Origin of the sequence: Rhizobium sp. LjRoot30 (assembly GCF_964253915.1) — a bacterium.
In the GTDB taxonomy this organism is placed as follows: domain Bacteria; phylum Pseudomonadota; class Alphaproteobacteria; order Rhizobiales; family Rhizobiaceae; genus Metarhizobium.
The window spans coordinates 129,809-148,751 of sequence record NZ_CAXUSG020000003.1 but is presented as its reverse complement, the minus strand read 5'-3'; the positions used below and the strand labels follow the sequence as shown (position 1 = coordinate 148,751).

General features: G+C 61.6%; 18 protein-coding genes. 15 read left to right on the top strand and 3 right to left on the bottom strand.

Going from position 1 to position 18,943, the window contains the following annotated elements; translation table 11 throughout:
• Positions 1 to 27: 27 nt before the first annotated feature.
• The 3 genes from lpdA (at position 28) to ACSQ3I_RS08345 (ending at position 2,142) form a co-directional block, all read left to right on the top strand.
• Positions 28 to 1,434, top strand: a complete 1,407-nt coding sequence (lpdA, locus tag ACSQ3I_RS08355; RefSeq protein WP_435997828.1) for a dihydrolipoyl dehydrogenase — start codon at positions 28 to 30, stop codon at positions 1,432 to 1,434.
• A gap of 133 nt (positions 1,435 to 1,567) precedes the next feature.
• Positions 1,568 to 1,858, top strand: a complete 291-nt coding sequence (locus ACSQ3I_RS08350; protein WP_435997827.1) for a ribbon-helix-helix domain-containing protein — start codon at positions 1,568 to 1,570, stop codon at positions 1,856 to 1,858.
• 47 nt (positions 1,859 to 1,905) lie between these two features.
• On the top strand, positions 1,906 to 2,142 hold the full coding sequence (locus tag ACSQ3I_RS08345) for a type II toxin-antitoxin system RelE/ParE family toxin (RefSeq protein ID WP_435998321.1): 237 nt from the start codon (positions 1,906 to 1,908) through the stop codon (positions 2,140 to 2,142).
• A gap of 10 nt (positions 2,143 to 2,152) precedes the next feature.
• On the opposite strand, the gene ACSQ3I_RS08340 is transcribed toward ACSQ3I_RS08345, so the two are convergent.
• Entirely contained in the window at positions 2,153 to 3,235 is a 1,083-nt protein-coding gene (locus ACSQ3I_RS08340) for a TraB/GumN family protein (protein WP_435997826.1), read from the bottom strand.
• 204 nt (positions 3,236 to 3,439) lie between these two features.
• On the bottom strand, positions 3,440 to 4,375 hold the full coding sequence (locus tag ACSQ3I_RS08335) for a tyrosine recombinase XerC (protein WP_435997824.1): 936 nt from the start codon (positions 4,373 to 4,375) through the stop codon (positions 3,440 to 3,442).
• A 156-nt stretch (positions 4,376 to 4,531) separates the two neighbouring features.
• Here ACSQ3I_RS08335 and ACSQ3I_RS08330 point away from each other — a divergent pair, with 156 nt between their 5' ends.
• From ACSQ3I_RS08330 to ACSQ3I_RS08290, 9 genes are all read left to right on the top strand, one after another.
• Complete coding sequence (locus tag ACSQ3I_RS08330; protein WP_435997823.1) at positions 4,532 to 5,437, top strand: GNAT family N-acetyltransferase; 906 nt, start codon at positions 4,532 to 4,534, stop codon at positions 5,435 to 5,437.
• Between the two features lie 46 nt (positions 5,438 to 5,483).
• Entirely contained in the window at positions 5,484 to 6,620 is a 1,137-nt protein-coding gene (locus ACSQ3I_RS08325; RefSeq protein WP_435997821.1) for an AAA family ATPase, read from the top strand.
• A 54-nt stretch (positions 6,621 to 6,674) separates the two neighbouring features.
• A complete protein-coding gene (locus tag ACSQ3I_RS08320) occupies positions 6,675 to 8,894 on the top strand; it encodes a primosomal protein N' (RefSeq protein WP_435997819.1) in 2,220 nt (739 codons plus the stop codon).
• Between the two features lie 167 nt (positions 8,895 to 9,061).
• On the top strand, positions 9,062 to 9,448 hold the full coding sequence (locus ACSQ3I_RS08315) for an AGROH133_08824 family phage infection protein (RefSeq protein WP_435997817.1): 387 nt from the start codon (positions 9,062 to 9,064) through the stop codon (positions 9,446 to 9,448).
• A 264-nt stretch (positions 9,449 to 9,712) separates the two neighbouring features.
• Positions 9,713 to 10,279 carry a F0F1 ATP synthase subunit delta gene (locus ACSQ3I_RS08310; RefSeq protein WP_109459395.1) on the top strand — a complete coding sequence of 189 codons (567 nt, stop codon included), beginning with the start codon at positions 9,713 to 9,715 and terminating at the stop codon, positions 10,277 to 10,279.
• Positions 10,279 to 11,808, top strand: a complete 1,530-nt coding sequence (gene atpA / locus ACSQ3I_RS08305) for a F0F1 ATP synthase subunit alpha (RefSeq protein ID WP_435997815.1) — start codon at positions 10,279 to 10,281, stop codon at positions 11,806 to 11,808. The genes ACSQ3I_RS08310 and atpA overlap by 1 nt, the downstream gene beginning before the upstream one ends.
• A 26-nt stretch (positions 11,809 to 11,834) precedes the next feature.
• A complete protein-coding gene (locus tag ACSQ3I_RS08300; RefSeq protein WP_435997813.1) occupies positions 11,835 to 12,725 on the top strand; it encodes a F0F1 ATP synthase subunit gamma in 891 nt (296 codons plus the stop codon).
• Between the two features lie 23 nt (positions 12,726 to 12,748).
• Positions 12,749 to 14,179: a F0F1 ATP synthase subunit beta gene (gene atpD / locus ACSQ3I_RS08295; RefSeq protein WP_435997811.1), complete on the top strand. Its 1,431-nt coding sequence runs from the start codon at positions 12,749 to 12,751 to the stop codon at positions 14,177 to 14,179.
• 79 nt (positions 14,180 to 14,258) lie between these two features.
• A complete protein-coding gene (locus tag ACSQ3I_RS08290) occupies positions 14,259 to 14,666 on the top strand; it encodes a F0F1 ATP synthase subunit epsilon (RefSeq protein WP_435997810.1) in 408 nt (135 codons plus the stop codon).
• A 110-nt stretch (positions 14,667 to 14,776) separates the two neighbouring features.
• On the opposite strand, the gene ACSQ3I_RS08285 is transcribed toward ACSQ3I_RS08290, so the two are convergent.
• The gene (locus tag ACSQ3I_RS08285) at positions 14,777 to 15,205 is read right to left on the bottom strand and encodes an Lrp/AsnC family transcriptional regulator (RefSeq protein WP_435997808.1); all 429 of its coding nucleotides are present in this window, start codon (positions 15,203 to 15,205) and stop codon (positions 14,777 to 14,779) included.
• Between the two features lie 137 nt (positions 15,206 to 15,342).
• Here ACSQ3I_RS08285 and rocF point away from each other — a divergent pair, with 137 nt between their 5' ends.
• The 3 genes from rocF (at position 15,343) to ACSQ3I_RS08270 (ending at position 18,939) form a co-directional block, all read left to right on the top strand.
• Positions 15,343 to 16,278, top strand: a complete 936-nt coding sequence (rocF, locus tag ACSQ3I_RS08280) for an arginase (protein ID WP_435997806.1) — start codon at positions 15,343 to 15,345, stop codon at positions 16,276 to 16,278.
• 214 nt (positions 16,279 to 16,492) lie between these two features.
• Positions 16,493 to 16,969, top strand: coding sequence for a chemotaxis protein CheW (locus tag ACSQ3I_RS08275; RefSeq protein WP_109459388.1), 477 nt, complete (start codon positions 16,493 to 16,495; stop codon positions 16,967 to 16,969).
• A 269-nt stretch (positions 16,970 to 17,238) separates the two neighbouring features.
• Positions 17,239 to 18,939, top strand: a complete 1,701-nt coding sequence (locus ACSQ3I_RS08270) for a methyl-accepting chemotaxis protein (RefSeq protein ID WP_435997803.1) — start codon at positions 17,239 to 17,241, stop codon at positions 18,937 to 18,939.
• Positions 18,940 to 18,943 lie beyond the last annotated feature (4 nt).

Sequence of the window (18,943 nt, the reverse complement as noted above, 5' to 3'; positions counted from 1 at the left end):
CGACAAGAGAAATAAAGGAAAACAAACATGTCTTACGATGTGATCGTTATCGGCTCCGGCCCGGGTGGTTATGTCTGCGCCGTCAAGGCCGCACAGCTCGGCCTCAAGGTCGCGGTGGTCGAGAAGCGCGCCACCTATGGCGGCACCTGCCTCAATGTCGGCTGCATTCCCTCCAAGGCGCTGCTGCATGCCTCGGAAATGTTCCATCATGCCCAGCACGGCATGGACGCGCTCGGCGTCGAAGTGTCCGGCGCCACGCTGAACCTCGGCAAGATGCTCGCCCACAAGGATGCGACCGTGAAGTCGAACGTCGACGGCGTCGCCTTCCTGTTCAAGAAGAACAAGATCGATGCCTTCCAGGGCACCGGCAAGATCGTTTCGGCCGGCAAGGTGTCCGTCACCGGCGACGACGGCAAGGTGCAGGAGATCGAAGGCAAGAACATCGTCATCGCAACCGGCTCCGACGTTGCCGGCATTCCGGGCGTTTCGGTCGAGATCGACGAGAAGGTCATCATCTCCTCGACCGGCGGCATCGCGCTGGAAAAGGTTCCGCAGACCATGGTCGTCGTCGGCGGCGGCGTCATCGGCCTCGAGCTTGGCTCCGTCTGGTCGCGCCTCGGCGCCAAGGTGACGGTGGTCGAATATCTCGACACCATTCTCGGCGGCATGGACGGCGAGGTTTCCAAGCAGTTCCAGCGCATGCTGGCCAAGCAGGGCATCACATTCAACCTCGGCGCCAAGGTGACCGGCGTCGAAAAGGCCGGCAACGGCGCCAAGGTGACCTTCGAGCCGGTCAAGGGCGGCGACAAGGTGGTGCTCGATGCCGACGTCGTGCTGATCGCCACCGGCCGCAAGCCGTATACGGCGGGCCTCGGCCTTGAGGAAGCCGGTGTCGTTCTCGACAATCGCGGCCGCGTCGAGATCGACGGCCACTACCGCACCAATGTCGCCGGCATCTATGCCATCGGCGACGTCGTCAAGGGTCCGATGCTGGCGCACAAGGCCGAGGACGAAGGCGTGGCGCTGGCAGAGATCCTCGCCGGCCAGGCCGGCCATGTGAACTACGAGGTCATTCCGAGCGTCGTCTACACCCAGCCCGAGGTCGCCTCCGTCGGCAAGACGGAAGAGGAGCTGAAGGCTGCCGGCATCGCTTACAAGGTCGGGAAATTCCCCTTCACCGCCAATGGCCGCGCCCGCGCCATGCTAGCGACGGACGGTTTCGTCAAGATCCTCGCCGACAAGGACACCGACCGCGTGCTCGGCGGCCACATCGTCGGTTTCGGCGCCGGCGAGATGATCCACGAGATCGCCGTGCTGATGGAATTCGGCGGTTCCTCCGAAGACCTCGGCCGCACCTGCCACGCGCATCCGACCATGTCGGAAGCCGTGAAGGAAGCGGCGCTGGCGACGTTCTTCAAACCGATCCATATGTGATCGGTTTTCCATGTTCAATCATGACGGCCGGCCGCGGAATACGCGGCCGGCCGCTGTTTTTTGGAAGCGTGCTGGCCAGGAATTGTTGGTGGAGGTGGAGCGGTATGGTATGTAGAAACCAAGGAGGCTGCTAATGCGCCCGAGATCGTCCCGCGTCGTTTCCCTGACGACCGATATGGAAGAGCTTGTCCGGCAAAAGGTCCTGTCTGGCGAATATGCGGATGAGGACGAGGTCATCAATGATGGCCTCATGGCCCTCGCTGCCCGCGATGCCGCGTTGGAGACGTGGCTTGACGAGGAGGTCATTCCGACGCTGGATGCGCTGGAAGCAAATCCCTCCCGCGTTATGCCGCTCGACGAAGCCCGCCGACGCCTTCATGGCAGGATCGACAGGCTCGTGGAATCCAGTTCGAAGAAAAAATGAGCTTTCGCGTTGTTTTCAGCGAAGCAGCGTAAGACGACGTAGCCCGGCTGCTCGACTATCTTGTGCTTCGGGCCGGTGAGCATGTTGCAAGGGCCTATGTCGATAATCTGATCGACTATTGTGCCGGTTTTGCCATATTTCCGCAACGCGGCAAGGCTCATCCCAGACGACGAGGTTTACGGACGGTCGGTTATCGCCGAAAGGCGACGATCGCCTTTCGTATCCAGGAAGACGTGGTGACCATCGTGCGGATTTTTCACCATGGCCTGGACATCAAGCTTTAGGTAGTTGCACTCACTTCTCCATCGTCACCGTATATCCCGCCTTGCGCAGCAGCGCCACAAGCCCGTCCTCGCCGGGCAGGTGCAGGGCGCCGACGGCCATGAAGGCTCGGCCTTTGGCGAAATAGGGAGCGGAACGCTCGAGCATCAACTTGTTGCGGTCGATGATGATGCGCTGTTCGAAGGCGGCATATCCTTGGTCGGCTTCTTCGCCCGCAGGCGTCAGCGTCTTCAGCATCGGCATGGTGAGGCCGATGTCGCCGGCGAGGTAGAGCTGGATCATGGTCTCGACGACGTCGTTCATGCGGTCGCCGAGTTCCAGCGTGTCGATCAGCGCTTTCAGGTGAAATTCCATCGGCAGGGCGGCCATGGCGGTCAGCTGCTCGGCCATGGTTTCCAGGCCAACGAGTTTTTTTCCCTGGGTCACGGCATCCTCGGCGATCTTCTTGTCGAGGAAGGCGGCGCCTTTTGTCTTGCGGGTGATCTCGCAGGGCGGCAGCGAAACGAAGCTGGAAATCATCCAGGGCTGCATGCGCGACACCAGCGTCAGCGAGATGCCGCGGCTCTTCAACCCGGCTTCCAGCCGTTCGGCATCCTGCGGCGACAACAGCTTGGTGATCGTCGAGCCGTCGAGCAGCATGGTCAGTTCGGGTTTGGCTATCAGGGCGACCGCTGCCTTTTTCTCGTCGAGGATCTCGTCCGATTCGACGATGACCGTGTCCGAGGCGGCCCAGGCGCGACGGGCGGCATCCGGCATGCTCAGCACGCGCGGATCGGTGAGGTGCATGGTACCCATCAGCCAGGAGGGTTCAAGCCCGGCCTTTTCGACCTTCCAGAAAATGCCCTTGCCGTTGGCGATACCGGCGCCTTCGTCGAGCACCGCTTCGTAGCGCGCCGGGTCGCTGGTCTGCAGGCTGGCGAGAATATTGCTGCCATCGCATGTTTGCGTGTCGGCCGCATGGGCTGGCGAAAGGAAGGCCAGGGTCAGAAAGAGCACAAGCGCAAGCAGCAGCGGAAATGCCGCCGCCAGATACAGCGCGACATCGCCGAATTTCCGGCTGCGGGCGGGAGCACCGCGCATTTCGAAGAGATCCATGGGCAAGGGTTCCGTCCTGACGCTAGAGAATTTCCGCTTTTCTCCGAAAGGCAAAAACACTCTACCTCTTTGTTTCCAAGCAATTCCGGACGCAAAACCGCTTTGCACATTTGCTGGAATGGCTCGAAAAACCCTAAGGCCGGAAGCGCTCACAAATGTTTAATAAATGTGGTTAAGCCGCCCGGGGTTTGGCCAGGGAGCCGTTCAGGCGCGGGGATGCGCCCGGTCGTAGACGTCGAGCAGTCGTGCCGTATCGATGCCGGTATAGACCTGGGTGGTCGACAGGCTGGCATGGCCGAGCAGTTCCTGGATGGTGCGCAGGTCACCGCCACCGGCCAGCAGATGCGTGGCGAAGGAATGCCGCAGGGCGTGTGGCGTTGCGCTTTCCGGCAGGCCAAGGGCGCCGCGCATCGTCTGCATCTCCCGCTGGACGATGGCCGGCTGCAGCTTGCCGCCCCGAACGCCGCGAAACAGCGGCGCGTTCATCGGCAGGTGATGCGGGCAGAGGCCACGATATCTTTCCACCGCTTCGCGCACAATGGCCAGCAGCGGCACGATGCGGGTCTTGCCGCCCTTGCCGGTGACGCGCAGGGTTTCGGCGCCGCCGGCAAAATCATCCGGCGTCAGGTCAAGGGCTTCGGCGATGCGCAGTCCGCAGCCGTAAAGCAGCGATAGCACGGCGGCATTGCGGGCGGCGACCCACGGCTCGTCGTGCATCTGCATCTCGTCGCTGACGACATCCAGCGCCTGCGTGTCCGTCAAAGGTTTCGGCAGGGAGCGCGGCTGTTTTGGCGAGCGGATCGCCGCGGCGCCGGCGGCATTGGCCAGCCCCTTCTTTTCGAGATGGCGCAGAAACGAACGGATACCGGCAAGGTTGCGGCCAAGCGAGCGGGCGCCAGTGCCGTCGCGGCGCCGGGCGGCAAGGAAGGCGCGCAGGTCGGCGGGACGCAGGGTGGCGACATCGTCGAGGCCGGCCGGGCAACCGACATGACCGGTGAGGAAGGTCAGGAACTGCCGTGTATCCCGCTCGTAGGCATCCAGCGTCTTGGCCGCCAGGCGCCGCTCCTGCCCGAGCGCATCCAGCCAATGCTGCCGCTCGGCCATCAGGGAGGGATCGGCGATGATCAACAGTTCGGTCACGCGGCGACCCCAATCTTTGTCTTCAGGCGCTTGTCTTTGTCCGTGGGAGCGCCATCTTCGGAGAACGGGGTTAGGGAATCGATAACGTCGCCCTGGCTGTCATGCTGCAATCATATTCCATTGTCATAGAGAGATATCGAGAGACGCGGAGTTTTTATGTCGCGGCGTGATTCGCTGACAGCCCTCGGACAGTTTGCCGATACCATCGCCCTGGTGTCCCACGGGCAGCCCGGCCATATCGTCGATATCCTGATTGCCGAGCGTGGTCAAAAAATCGTCCGCCATCCGCTCTGGCCCGTCATGCGGCCGTTTCTCTACAGTCTTCTCGGTTATGCCAAGGCGATCCAGTTCGCCGATGCCGTCGCCAACTTGGGCGGTTTCCAGGCCTTTGATTATCTCAGTGACACGCTGAAACTCGATATCGGCGTGCGCCATGCCGACCGCATCCCGGCATCGGGGGGCTTCATCCTGGTCAGCAATCATCCGACCGGCATTGCCGATGGTGTCGCCGTCTTCGATTTGCTCAAGGCGCGGCGGCCGGACATGATGTTTTTCGCCAACCGCGATGCAGTGCGCGTCAATCCGCGGTTTTCCGAGATGATCATTCCGGTGGAGTGGCGCGAGGAACACAAGACCAAGCTGAAGACGCGCGAGACCCTGAAACTGACCAATGCTGCCGTCAGCGAAGGCAAGGCGACCATCCTGTTTCCTTCGGGCCGTATCGCTTATTGGGCAGACGGCAAGCTCAACGAGCGTCCGTGGAAAACCTCTGCCGTTGGTCTGGCACGAAAATACGATCTTCCGATCCTGCCGGTGCATATGACGGCGCGCAATTCCGGCCTGTTCTACTGGTTTGCCAAATGGTCGACGGAATTGCGCGACATGACGGTGTTCCACGAACTGCTCAACAAGAAGGGCAATCGTTTCGATTTCACCGTCGGCCAGCCGATCGAAACGGCGAAGCTGGAGGGTGACCCGGCCGAGGTGACCAGGGCGCTGGAGCGGCACACGGTTTTCGATCTTGCAGCGAATGGCGATGCGGTTTTCGTGCCGCCTGCCTGACGCCTCGGACATTCTTTTTCCTCGATCGTTCGTGTAGATGTCGGGCATGCTGCTTCGCTCGATGTTTGCCGCCAACTACCGTTCGCTGCGATCGATCCGCATGGATCTTGCGGGGGTGAACCTGTTCATCGGCGAGAATGGTGTCGGAAAATCCAATCTTTACCGTGCCTTGCAGCTCGTCCAGGCGGCGGTGCGCGGCAATCTTGCCTATGAGATCGCCGCCGAGGGCGGCATGGCGTCGGCGCTCTGGTCCGGCAAGCGGCGGCAGGGCGAGGCCGTCCGCATCAAGCTGGCCGTCGAGCTTCTCGACGAGGAGCGGGCGGTGACCTTTCGTTACCAGGTGGAGGCGGGGTTGCGCCCGCCCAAGGCTGCCGCCGGTTTTGCCTTCGAACCGCAGATCAAGGCGGAGGATTTTTCCATCGAGACGGGGTCGCGCCCGGTGACGATGATGCGGCGGGCCGGGCCGGGGATCACGGTGCGCGGCGAGAGCGGTCGTCTGCAGGAGTATCCGGAACAGGCGCTGACATCGGAGACCGGCATCGCCTTGCTCGGCGATGCCGGCCATTATCCGGAAGTCGGCGCCTTTCGCCGCGCCGTCGAAGGCTGGCGGTTCTTCCATGGTTTTCGCACCGACCGGGCTTCGGCATTACGGGTGCCGTGCCTGGCCGTCACCGCGCCGCTGCTGGATGAGGACGGCGGCAATCTGGCGGCTGTCTTTGCAACACTCGTCCATACCCGCCAAGATACGGTGGAGCTCGACCGGGCCATAGCCTCGGCTTTCGGCGGGGCGAGGCTGCATGTGCCGGAACCGGGCGAACATGCGGAATTTGCGCTTTCCTTTCCGGATTTCCCGCAACGGCTGTTCCAGCCGCGTGAGTTGTCCGACGGGCAGATCCGTTTCCTCGGGCTGGCGGGCGCATTGATGTCGTATCGGCAGCCGGCGGTGATCGCGCTCAACGAACCGGAGGCCAGCCTGCATCCGGATATGCTGGAGCCGTTGGCCGACATGATCGCCCAGGCTTCGCAGCGCAGCCAGATCTGGATCGTTACCCATTCGGAAGCGCTGGCATCCGCCGTGGCAGGGCGCTGCGGTACCCGTCCCCGCCGGGTTGTGCGCCGGGAGGGCGCCACCTGGATCGATGGCATGCGGCTTACCGGATTGATGGACGAGGATGACGAATAGAGTGGGCCGGTTTTTGGTTTTCTTTTGCGCCGCGGCGCGGCAAGGTCCGGCACGATGACAGACGATTCGTCCGATCTGTTCGGCCCGCTTTCGAAGGCGCCGGCCGCAACGCGTGCCGTTCCTGTGCTGGTGCCCTTGCCGGCGCCCGGCCCCTATTCTTATGCCGTGCCGGAAGGCATGGCGATCGAACCCGGTTCCGTGGTGCAGGTGCCGCTCGGACCGCGGCAGGTGATCGGTGTCGTCTGGGAAGGGCCGGAAGATGGCAAGGTCGATCCGAAGAAGATCCGGCCGATCGAGAAGGTTTTCGATTGCCCGCCGCTCGACGCGCATATGCGCAGTTTCGTCAACTGGATTGCTGGCTACACGCTGACGCCGCCTGGTCTGGTGGCGCGCATGGCGTTGCGCGCGCCGGCTGCTTTCGATCCCGAGCCGATGGTCGAGGGCTTGCGTTTTCTCGGCGGTGCGCCGGAGCGTCTGACACCGGCGCGGGCGCGGGTGATGGAGATGGCGCAGGACGGGTTTTCCTGGACCCGCAGCGGCCTGGCGCATGCGGCCGGTGTCTCCTTGAGCGTCGTCGATGGGTTGATCAAGCAAGGCCTGTTCGAAACCGTGTTCCTGCCGCCGCCGCCGGTGGTCGCCAGGCCCGATCCCGAATTCGTCGAACCGCGCATCGAAGGACCGCAGAAGGAAGCGGCTGCCGAAATCCTTGAAAATGTTGCGGCGGGCGGCTTTTCGGTCGCCTTGATCGACGGCGTCACTGGTTCCGGCAAGACGGAAGTTTATTTCGAGGCGGTGGCCGAGACGCTGCGTCGTGGCAAGCAGGTGCTGATTCTCCTGCCGGAAATCGCCCTGACGGCTGCTTTTCTCGAGCGTTTCCAGGATCGGTTCGGCGCCAAACCCGCCGAATGGCATTCCGACCTCAGCCCGCGCATCCGCGAAAAGGTCTGGCGCCAGGCGGTGACCGGCGAGGTGCGGGTCGTTGCCGGGGCGCGATCGGCGCTGTTTCTGCCCTTCGAGGATCTCGGCCTGATCATCGTCGACGAAGAACACGATCCCGCCTACAAGCAGGAAGACCGGGTCTACTACAACGCCCGTGACATGGCCGTGGTGCGTGGTCGCATCACCGGTTTTCCCGTCATCCTCGTTTCGGCGACGCCCTCGGTGGAAAGCCAGGTCAACGGCCAGCAGGGGCGCTACAACACCATTCACCTGCCGACGCGTTTCGGCGATGCGGCCCTGCCGGATCTGCACCTGATCGACATGCGCCGCCACCCGCCGCAGCGCGGCGGCTTCCTGTCGCCGGTGATGCTGCGCGCCATCGACAAGACTGTGAAATCGGGGCACCAGTCGCTGCTCTTCCTCAATCGCCGCGGTTACGCGCCGCTGACGCTGTGTCGCGTCTGCGGCCATCGCTTCCAATGCCCGCAATGTTCGAGCTGGCTGGTGGAACATCGCTTCCGCGGCCAGATCCAGTGCCATCAATGCGGTTATGCCGAAAAGACGCCGGACGCCTGCCCGGAATGCGGCACGCTCGACCATCTCGTCGCCTGCGGTCCCGGCGTCGAGCGGATTGCCGAAGAGGTGGAACAGCATTTTCCCGAGGCGCGCACCATCGTGCTTTCTTCCGATATCGCTGGTGGCGTCAAGCGGCTGCGGCTGGAGCTGGATGCGATCGCCAAGGGGGAAGCGGATATCGTCATCGGCACCCAGCTTGTCGCCAAGGGCCACAATTTTCCGCTGATGACGCTGGTGGGCATCATCGATGCCGATCTCGGACTGGCCAACGGCGATCCGCGCGCCGCCGAGCGCACCTTCCAGCTGCTGTCGCAGGTTACCGGCCGTGCCGGCCGCACCGGCTTGAAGAGCCACGGCCTGCTGCAGACCTACCAGCCGCAACATCCGGTGATGCAGGCGATCGTTTCGGGCGATTCCGGCGCCTTCTACGACCGCGAAATCTTCGAGCGGGAAAAGGCGGTGCTGCCGCCTTTCGGACGGCTAGCCTCGATCATCGTTTCCGCCGATACGCGCCAGGATGCCGAGACCCATGCGCGTGGTCTGAGACAGGCGGCCCCGCAGGTGAGTGGCATTTCGGTGCTCGGTCCGGCCGAGGCGCCGCTGGCGCTCATTCGCGGCCGCCATCGGTTCCGCCTGCTCGTCCACGGCCGCCGCAACAGCGATATTCAATCCTTCCTGCGCGACATGCTGGCCAACGGGCCGAAAGAGCGCGGCAGCGTGCACACCCAGCTCGACGTCGATCCGCAGAGTTTCCTCTGACGGCGCACGTGCCTCGAGGCATATGCCGCTTTCCGACGGAAATGCTGTATTTCGAAGCGCTTATGTATGAAGAAATCGTTGTGGCCAGCCGGTTGGCCGCATTTCCCCTGTCAAAGCTTCGTGTCATAAATCGGCACATCCAGAGGGGACGACACAGGGGCATTCGCATGGAGTTCTATTTTCCGGCCCAGCTTGGGGAACAGCTGGCCTTCGGCGCTGCGGCATTCACCGCTTTTGCCGGTTTTGTCATGATGTTCGCGCCGGGACTGACCTTCCGCTTCTTTCGCCTGCAGACCCGCGAGGGACGCCCTAGCGCCTATGGCGAGGCGCGCTCGACGATCGGTGGTTTTTATCTCGGTTTCGGCCTTGCCGCGATCCTGCTTGCCCAGCCGATGGTCTACTTTGCTTTCGGCGCCTCCTTTGCGCTCGCCGCTTTCGCCCGTGTGCTGTCGATCATGTCCGACAGGGGCAGTGTCGCTTTCAACTTTCTACTGCTGATTGTGCAGGTAGCACTTGCGGTGCTGCCGCTGCTTTACGTCTTCGGCTGGGTCTGAATTCGTCGGACGGCGGCAAAAAACTAAGGCAATCCATCTTTACGGTAATTTTGCCGCATTTCCTTTCCATGAATCCGACAGGAAAGGCGCAATCGTTGAATACGCGTGTTGCGAGTCCAAACGTCCTATGCTAGACGGACCCCGAATTTCGGAAAAGGTCTGACGCCCTGTTGGATCGTTTTCGGGGGAAACCGAAGCAATTTCAAGAGCATGACGCCGCTTTCGCAGGGGTGTGCGACTCTTGAAGGAAAATCAGGGAAATTTGTGCCCGTGGCAGACACATCCCAGCTCATCTCAGGTGTAGCAGAAAGGTATGCGTCGTCGCTTTTCGAGCTTGCGCTGGAAGAGGGCGTCGTTGAAGGCGTGAGCGCCGATCTTGACCGTTTCCAGGCCTTGCTCGACGAGAGCGCCGATCTGAAGCGCCTGGTCGCCAGCCCCGTCTTTACGGCTGAAGATCAGTCGAAGGCTCTGGTCGCGATCTGCGAAAAGGCCGGTATCAGCGGTCTGGTTGCCAATTTCCTCAAGGTGGTTGCCGGCAACCGCCGTCTTTTCGCGCTGCCGGGCATGATCAAGGGTTTCAAGATCATCGCTGCCCGTCATCGTGGTGAAATTACCGCCGAAGTAACCTCGGCACATGCGCTCGATCAGGCGCAGGAAAATGAACTGAAGGCGGCGCTGAAGGGCGTGACCGGAAAGAACGTGGCGATTGCCGTCACGGTCGATCCGTCGATCCTCGGCGGTCTGATCGTCAAGGTCGGATCGCGGCAGATCGATACGTCGCTTCGCACCAAACTCTCTACTCTTAAGCTCGCATTGAAAGAGGTTGGCTGATGGATATCCGCGCCGCGGAAATTTCCGCAATCCTGAAAGATCAGATCAAGAATTTCGGCAAAGAGGCGGAAGTCTCGGAAGTCGGCCAGGTGCTCTCCGTCGGTGACGGTATCGCCCGCGTTTACGGCCTCGACAATGTCCAGGCCGGCGAAATGGTCGAGTTCCCCGGCGGCATCCGTGGTATGGCGCTGAACCTCGAAGCCGACAACGTCGGTGTGGTTATCTTCGGTTCGGACCGTGAGATCAAGGAAGGCGACACCGTCAAGCGGACCGGCGCCATCGTTGACGTTCCGGTCGGTCCGGAACTGCTCGGCCGCGTCGTCGACGCGCTTGGCAACCCGATCGACGGCAAGGGCCCGATCAACGCTTCGCGCCGTTCGCGCGTCGACGTCAAGGCTCCCGGCATCATTCCGCGCAAGTCGGTGCATGAGCCGATGTCGACCGGCCTCAAGGCCATCGACGCCCTCATCCCGGTCGGCCGCGGCCAGCGCGAGCTCGTCATCGGCGACCGCCAGACCGGCAAGACCGCCATCATTCTCGACACGATCCTGAACCAGAAGGCCATCCACGATAACGGTCCGGACAGCGAAAAGCTGTTCTGCGTCTACGTCGCTATCGGCCAGAAGCGTTCGACCGTTGCCCAGTTCGTCAAGGTTCTCGAAGAACGCGGCGCCCTGAAGTACTCGATCGTTGTTGCCGCTACGGCTTCCGACCCGGCGCCGATGCAGTACCTCGCACCGTTTGCCGGTTGCGCCATGGGCGAATACTTCCGTGACAACGGCCAGCACGCCCTGATCGGTTACGACGACCTGTCGAAGCAGGCTGTTGCCTATCGCCAGATGTCGCTGCTGCTGCGTCGTCCTCCGGGCCGCGAAGCCTATCCGGGCGACGTTTTCTACCTGCACTCCCGCCTGCTCGAGCGCGCTGCAAAGCTCAACGACGAGAAGGGCGCCGGTTCGCTCACCGCTCTGCCGGTCATCGAAACCCAGGGTAACGACGTTTCGGCCTTCATTCCGACCAACGTGATCTCGATCACCGACGGCCAGATCTTCCTCGAAACCGACCTGTTCTACCAGGGTATCCGCCCGGCCGTTAACGTCGGTCTGTCGGTTTCCCGCGTTGGTTCTTCGGCACAGATCAAGGCGATGAAGCAGGTTGCCGGCTCGATCAAGGGCGAGCTCGCCCAGTATCGCGAAATGGCCGCCTTCGCCCAGTTCGGTTCGGACCTTGACGCTGCAACGCAGCGCCTGCTGAACCGTGGTGCACGCCTGACGGAACTCCTGAAGCAGCCGCAGTTCTCGCCGCTGAAGACGGAAGAGCAGGTTGCCGTGATCTTCGCTGGCGTCAACGGTTACCTCGACAAGATCGCGGTTGCTCAGGTCGGCAAGTTCGAACAGGGCTTCCTCAGCTACCTCCGTTCGGAAGGCAAGGCGATCCTCGATGCAATCCGCGCTGACAAGCAGCTGAGCGACGACACCCGCGCCAAGCTGAAGGCCGCACTCGACAGCTACGCCAAGTCTTTCGCCTGATAAGGCCAAGTTAGGACGGATCAGGGATGCCTTCACTTAAGGATCTGAAAAACCGGATCGCCTCCGTCAAGGCGACGCAGAAGATCACCAAGGCGATGAAAATGGTCGCCGCGGCGAAGCTTCGGCGTGCGCAGGAGGCAGCCGAGGCCGCAAGGCCTTACTCGCAGCGCATGAGCGCCGTCCTCGCCAACATCGCCCAGGCGGTTGGCGGCGACGACAGCGTGCCGCGGCTGATGACCGGCACCGGCAAGGACGACGTGCATCTGCTCGTCGTCTGCACGGCCGAACGCGGTCTCTGCGGCGGTTTCAACTCGCAGATCGCCCGTTTTGCACGCGACCATGCCCGCAAGCTTCTCGCCCAGGGCAAGACGGTCAAGATCTACTGCGTCGGCAAGAAGGGTTACGACAGCCTGCGCCGTGAATTCGCTTCCCTGATCGTCGGTCGTACGGACCTGCGTGAAGTCAAGCGGATCGGCTTCGAGAATGCCGACCAGATCGCCCGTACGATCATGTCGATGTTCGACAAGGGCGAATTCGACGTCTGCACGCTATTCTACTCGGAGTTCAAGTCGGTGATCAGCCAGATCCCGACGGCGCTCCAGCTGATCCCGGCTGCCGCCGACGTTACCGTCGCCAACACCGCGACGGGGGCAGGTGCGACCGCCGTATACGAATATGAGCCTGATGCCGGTGCGATCCTCGACGATCTCATTCCGCGCAACATCTCGGTCCAGGTTTTCCGCGCTCTGCTGGAAAACGTCGCCGGCGAGATGGGTGCGAAGATGAGCGCCATGGACAGCGCGACGCGCAACGCTGGTGAGATGATCAACAAGCTGACGCTGAACTACAACCGTCAGCGCCAGGCTCAGATCACCAAGGAACTGATTGAAATCATTTCGGGCGCGGAAGCGCTCTGAGGTTAAGGAAAGAGGTAAGGAACATGGCTGACGCAGCTGCTTCCATTGGCAAGGTGACACAGGTCATCGGCGCCGTCGTCGACGTGGCGTTCGAAGGTGAGCTGCCGCCCATTCTGAACGCATTGGAAACCGACAACGGCGGTAACCGCCTGGTGCTCGAAGTCGCCCAGCACCTGGGTGAAAACGTCGTCCGCACCATCGCGATGGACTCGACCGAAGGTCTGGTTCGCGGCCAGCAGGTGACCAACACCGGCAGCCCGATCATGGTTCCGGTCGGCGACGAAACGCTTGGCCGCATCATGAACGTCATCGGCGAGCCGGTTGACGAAGCAGGCCCGCTGAACACGCCTTACAAGCGCGGCATCCACCAGGACGCTCCGGCCTATGTCGAGCAGTCGACGGAAGCCCAGATCCTTGTCACCGGCATCAAGGTCGTCGACCTGCTCGCACCTTACGCAAAGGGCGGCAAGATCGGCCTGTTCGGCGGCGCCGGCGTCGGCAAGACCGTTCTGATCATGGAACTGATCAACAACGTCGCCAAGGCGCACGGTGGTTACTCGGTATTCGCCGGCGTGGGTGAACGTACCCGCGAAGGCAACGACCTTTACCACGAAATGATCGAATCGGGCGTCAACAAGCACGGCGGTGGCGAAGGCTCCAAGGCAGCTCTCGTTTACGGCCAGATGAACGAACCGCCGGGCGCCCGCGCTCGCGTCGCTCTGACCGGTCTGACCATCGCTGAAGACTTCCGCGACAAGGGTCAGGACGTTCTGTTCTTCGTCGACAACATCTTCCGCTTCACCCAGGCTGGTTCGGAAGTGTCGGCTCTGCTCGGCCGTATTCCTTCGGCCGTGGGTTATCAGCCGACGCTCGCGACCGACATGGGCCAGATGCAGGAACGCATCACCACCACGACCAAGGGTTCGATCACCTCGGTTCAGGCCATTTACGTTCCCGCCGACGACTTGACCGACCCGGCACCGGCAACCTCGTTCGCCCACTTGGACGCAACGACGGTTCTGTCGCGTTCGATCGCGGAAAAGGGCATCTACCCGGCCGTTGACCCGCTCGACTCCACGTCGCGCATGCTCGACCCGATGGTTGTCGGCGAAGAGCACTATGAAGTCGCTCGTAAGGTCCAGTCGACCCTGCAGCGCTACAAGGCTCTCCAGGACATCATCGCCATCCTCGGCATGGACGAATTGTCCGAAGAGGACAAGGTCGCCGTTGCCCGCGCCCGCAAGATCGAGCGCTTCCTGTCGCAGCCGTTCTTCGTTGCCGAAATCTTCACCGGTTCGCCGGGCAAGCTGGTTGCCATCGAAGACACGATCAAGGGCTTCAAGGGCCTGGTCAACGGCGAATACGACCACCTGCCGGAAGCAGCCTTCTACATGGTCGGCTCGATGGAAGAAGCCATCGAAAAGGCCAAGCGCCTGGCCGCTGAAGCTGCCTAATCATCGATAAGCGTCCGGCGCGTCGGGTTTCCCGGCGCGCCGGCGTTCGAATACGATCCAACGGAAGAGTGAATTCGTCATGGCCGACAATTTCAATTTTGAACTCGTTTCTCCCGAGCGCCTGCTCCTGTCGGAGAAGGTCAGCGAAGTTGTCATTCCGGCAACCGAAGGCGAAATGACCGTCATGGCCAACCATGCGCCGACGATGACGACCATCAAGCCAGGTGTCGTGACCGTCAAGGCTGCTTCGGGCAAGGTTTCGCGCTACGTGGTTTTCGGCGGTTTCGCCGATATCCTGCCGACCGGCTGCACGCTGCTGGCCGAATCCGCCGTGCCGATGGAAGAGCTGAACCGCGAGACGCTGCAAAAGCGCATCGATGCCGCCCGCGGTGAAATCGCTGCAGCGACCAGCGACGACCACAAGTTCCATCTGGAGCGTCATCTCGCCGAGTTGACGCATCTGAACGGTATCGTCGTTCCGGTCTGATCGGTTTCGACGGAAGAGATTTTGGGGCAGCCTTTGGCTGCCCTTTTTCGTTTCACACCTCTTTTCTAGGCGTAACCCGCTGCGCATTTCCGCGAAAATTGCGCCGGGGCTCAGAAACTCGATTTGCTGGTTTTCAGCAGAATGTTGGTCTCGGTCGAGTTGATGCCTTCGATCAGGCGGATGCGCCGCAGGGTCTCGTCGAATGTCGCGAGATCGCGGTCCTCCAACTCGGCGATGAAATCCCAACGGCCGTTGGTGCTGTGCAATGCCCGTACCTGCGGCATGCCACGCAGCTGTTGCGCCACCTTGTCCGCCAGCTTCCCCAGGACTTCGATCATGACGATGGCCCGAACGCCGCTGGAACGGATCTCCAGGCCGGTGCGGATGGTGAAGGCGGCAATGGTGCCGTTGGCGACCATGCGTTCGATTCGTGCCGTGACAGTTGCCCGCGAGGCGCCGGTCGCTGCGGCCAACGAAGACAGTGGGGTCCGGGCGTTATGACGCAAGGCGCCAAGAAGATCGCGATCGAGGTCGTCCATCGGTTCTCAATGTGTAAAATCAGGTTGCGCAGTTTGCGCATAATGGCAGCAATTTTTGCAATTTTCCATCTATTTGCTGTCATGCAAGCTTTTCATAATGGCGCGATATTCTCTTCTATCGCTCTGCAGGAACAGCCATGAACACACGCCCCACTTCCATCACCCTGATCGGCGTTCCGCTGGAAGAAGGCGCCGGCCGCGGTGGCGCGGCCATGGGGCCGGCAGCGTTGCGTATAGCCGGCATTCGTCAGGCGCTGACCGAACTCGGTCATTCTGTATCCGACCAGGGCGACCTGCGCCCGCAACCGGCGTCGGATCTTGCCGATCATCCCGGCGCCAACCAGCTGCAGGTGGTTGCGGCGTTTGCCCGTGCGCTCGAGGCTGCCACCTATGAGGTTGCCAGCGCCGGCAACTTGCCGATTGCGCTCGGCGGCGATCACGCGCTTGCCATGGGCAGCGTCTCCGGCATGGCGCGCCATGCGGCGGAAGCCGGCCGGCCGCTCTTCGTGCTTTGGCTGGATGCGCATGCCGACTTCAACACGCCCGAGACCTCGCCTTCCGGCAACATCCACGGCATGCCGGTCGCCTTCTTCTGCGGTCAGGCGGAATTTTCGCCGATCCTGCCGGCAGGTCGCCCACTGGTCGATCCACGCAAGGTCTATCAGGTCGGCATCCGGTCCGTCGATCCGACCGAACGTGAGCTGGTCGCCGAGCACGGCGTCAACGTCTTCGACATGCGGGCGATTGATGAACTTGGCGTTGCCGCCATCATGCGCCGTATCATTGCCGAGGTCGAGGCGGCCAACGGCCTGCTGCATGTCAGCCTCGATGTCGATTTCCTCGATCCGGACCTGGCGCCGGGCGTCGGTACGACCGTGCCGGGTGGTGCGACTTTCCGGGAGGCGCATCTGGTGATGGAGATGCTGTCCGATAGCGGTCTGGTCTCGTCGCTGGATATCGTCGAGCTCAATCCGTTCCTCGACGATCGCGGCAAGAGCGCCCGGGTGATGGTGGAACTGACGGCCAGCCTGTTCGGCCGGCGGATTTTTGATCGTCCGACACGCGCTGCCTAAGTTTGCCGCGAGGCGGGGAGGGGCGCCTATGCGCACCTCCGGTAGCGTTAAAACCTTTCCTTTCACGGATTTAGAATTGTGAAAGGAACTTCCGTTAATGTTTCCCCATGGCGCTGGAAGGTCAAATTTTCCCGCGCGTGAAAGGCAAAGGTCGCCCGTGCCATCCTGGCGCTGTCGATTCTGCCCTGGCTCAGGAACGTTGGGAAGAAATTCGATGGCTACGATCAATTCCGCCAGCTACGGCGGGGAAACCCTGGAAATCATTGCATTTCGCCTGCACGATCAGGAGTTCTGCGTCAAGACCACGACGATCCGCGAAATCCGTGGCTGGGCGCCCTCGACGCCGATCCCGCATTCCCCGGCGGACGTCATCGGCGTGATGAATCTTCGCGGTTCTGTCATTCCGATCATCGACCTTGCCTATAAGCTGGGCATGAAGAGCACCGTCGCCAACGAGCGCAGCGCCATCGTCGTCGCGGAAGTCCACAATATGGTCATCGGCATGCTGGTCGACCGCGTTTCGGACATTCTGACGATCCAGAGCGGCCAGGTGCAGCCGGTTCCGGAAGTGACCGCTTCCTTCGACAAATCCTATTCCGAAGGCATCATCGCCAATGAAAACGGCATGATCTGCTTCCTCAACCTCGCCAAGATGTTCAAGGAAAGCGAAGCCGACGAACTGGCTGCCTGATCCCTATCTCTCGTTTTTCAAGCAACGCCCGGGCGCCATCGGTTCCCGGGCGTTGCTGTTTGCCGGTGAAAATCGGGAGTCAGATTTCGGTGCGGGACTTAATTGTATTTTAACAATAGCTGATATATTTTAAATTGTAGATCGATTCTTGAATTAATCGATAGGTTGCATATCCGGCGCGTATCCGAAACCGGTCGCGTTGCATCGATTGGCCCGGCGGCTGGAGACTGCCGCGCGGCGTCAGAAACAAGATTGGGTTGGAGGCGGAGATGTTTGCATACAACTTCACCACGGATGCGCAGCGAATCATGGCAGCGATTTCGAATTCGATGGCGGTCATCGAATTCGATCTGCAGGGAACCATTCTCGGTGCCAACGAGAATTTCTGCCGGGCGATCGGTTATTCTCTCGAAGAGATCGTCGGCAAGCACCACCGCATGTTCTGCGATCCGGCCTATGCCGCCTCGCAGGATTATCGCGAATTCTGGGCCGGGCTCGGAGCCGGCAGGTTTGACGCCCGCACTTACAAACGTATTGCCAAGGGCGGCCGCGAGATCTGGATCCAGGCGAGCTACAACCCGGTCGTGAAAAACGGCAAGCCGTACAAGGTCGTCAAATTCGCCACCGATATCACCGCGGCAAAGCAGAAGGCAGCGGAGGACGAGAGCAAGCTGTCGGCGATTTCCAGGGCACAGGCTGTGATCGAATTCACGCCGACTGGCGAGATCCTCACCGCAAACGAGAATTTTTGCCGGACCACGGGTTACCAACTCGCCGAAATCGTCGGCAAGCATCACAGTCTCTTCTGCGATCCGGCCTATGTACGTTCGCCCGAATATGCGGACTTCTGGAAACGGCTGGCGGCCGGCGAGTTTATCGCCAACGAATTCGTGCGTTACGGCAAGAACGGCAATGAGGTCTGGATCCAGGCGGCCTACAATCCGATCGTCGATATCAGCGGCAAGGTGGTGAAAGTGGTGAAATTCGCCACCGACGTCACGCCGCGCATGAGCGCCATCGTTGCGCTCGGAGACGGCCTGCGCGCCATGGCGGAAGGTGACCTGACGCGGCATCTCAAGGATACCTTCGTTCCGAGCATGGAAAAGGTGCGCCGCGACTTCAACGAGGCGAGCGAAAAGCTGCAGCAGGCGATGCTGACCGTCGGCGATACGGCGCGTTCCATTGCCAGCGGTTCCGGCGAAATTCGCTCCGCGGCGGGCGATCTTGCCCGGCGGACGGAGCAGCAGGCAGCCTCCGTGGAAGAAACCGCCGCAGCCATCGAGCAGATCTCCACCACCGTTACCGATACCAGCCGCCGTGCGGAAGCGGCCGGTCGTCTGGTTGCCAAGACAAAGGACGGCGCAGAACAGTCGGGGCTGGTGGTGCGCAATGCCATCGAGGCCATGGGCGAAATCGAGAAATCGTCCAAGGAGATCAACAATATCATCGGCGTGATCGACGATATTGCTTTCCAGACCAACCTGCTTGCCCTGAATGCCGGGGTCGAGGCAGCGCGTGCCGGCGAGGCGGGCAAGGGTTTTGCCGTGGTGGCGCAGGAGGTGCGCGAACTGGCGCAGCGTTCCGCCAAGGCGGCGAAAGAAATCAAGGAGCTCATCCATGGCTCCAGCGAACTGGTGAAAAACGGTGTGACCCTGGTCGACAAGACGGGCGAGGCGCTGACCGTGATCGTCTCCGAGGTCGGCCATATCCACGGCGATATCGACGCCATTGTCCAGGGGGCTCGCGAGCAGGCGACGGCGCTGCGGGAAATCAACCAGTCGGTCAATGTCATCGACCAGAACACCCAGAAGAACGCCGCGATGGTTGAGGAAACCACGGCTGCCAGCAATGTTCTGGCGGAACAGACCGAACAATTGTCCCAGCTTCTGTCCCAGTTCAGGCTCGGCCGGAGTGCGGACATCGGCCGCGACGGTGGGGCTTCGAAACTGCGGCTTGTTGCCGGCCGATAGGACT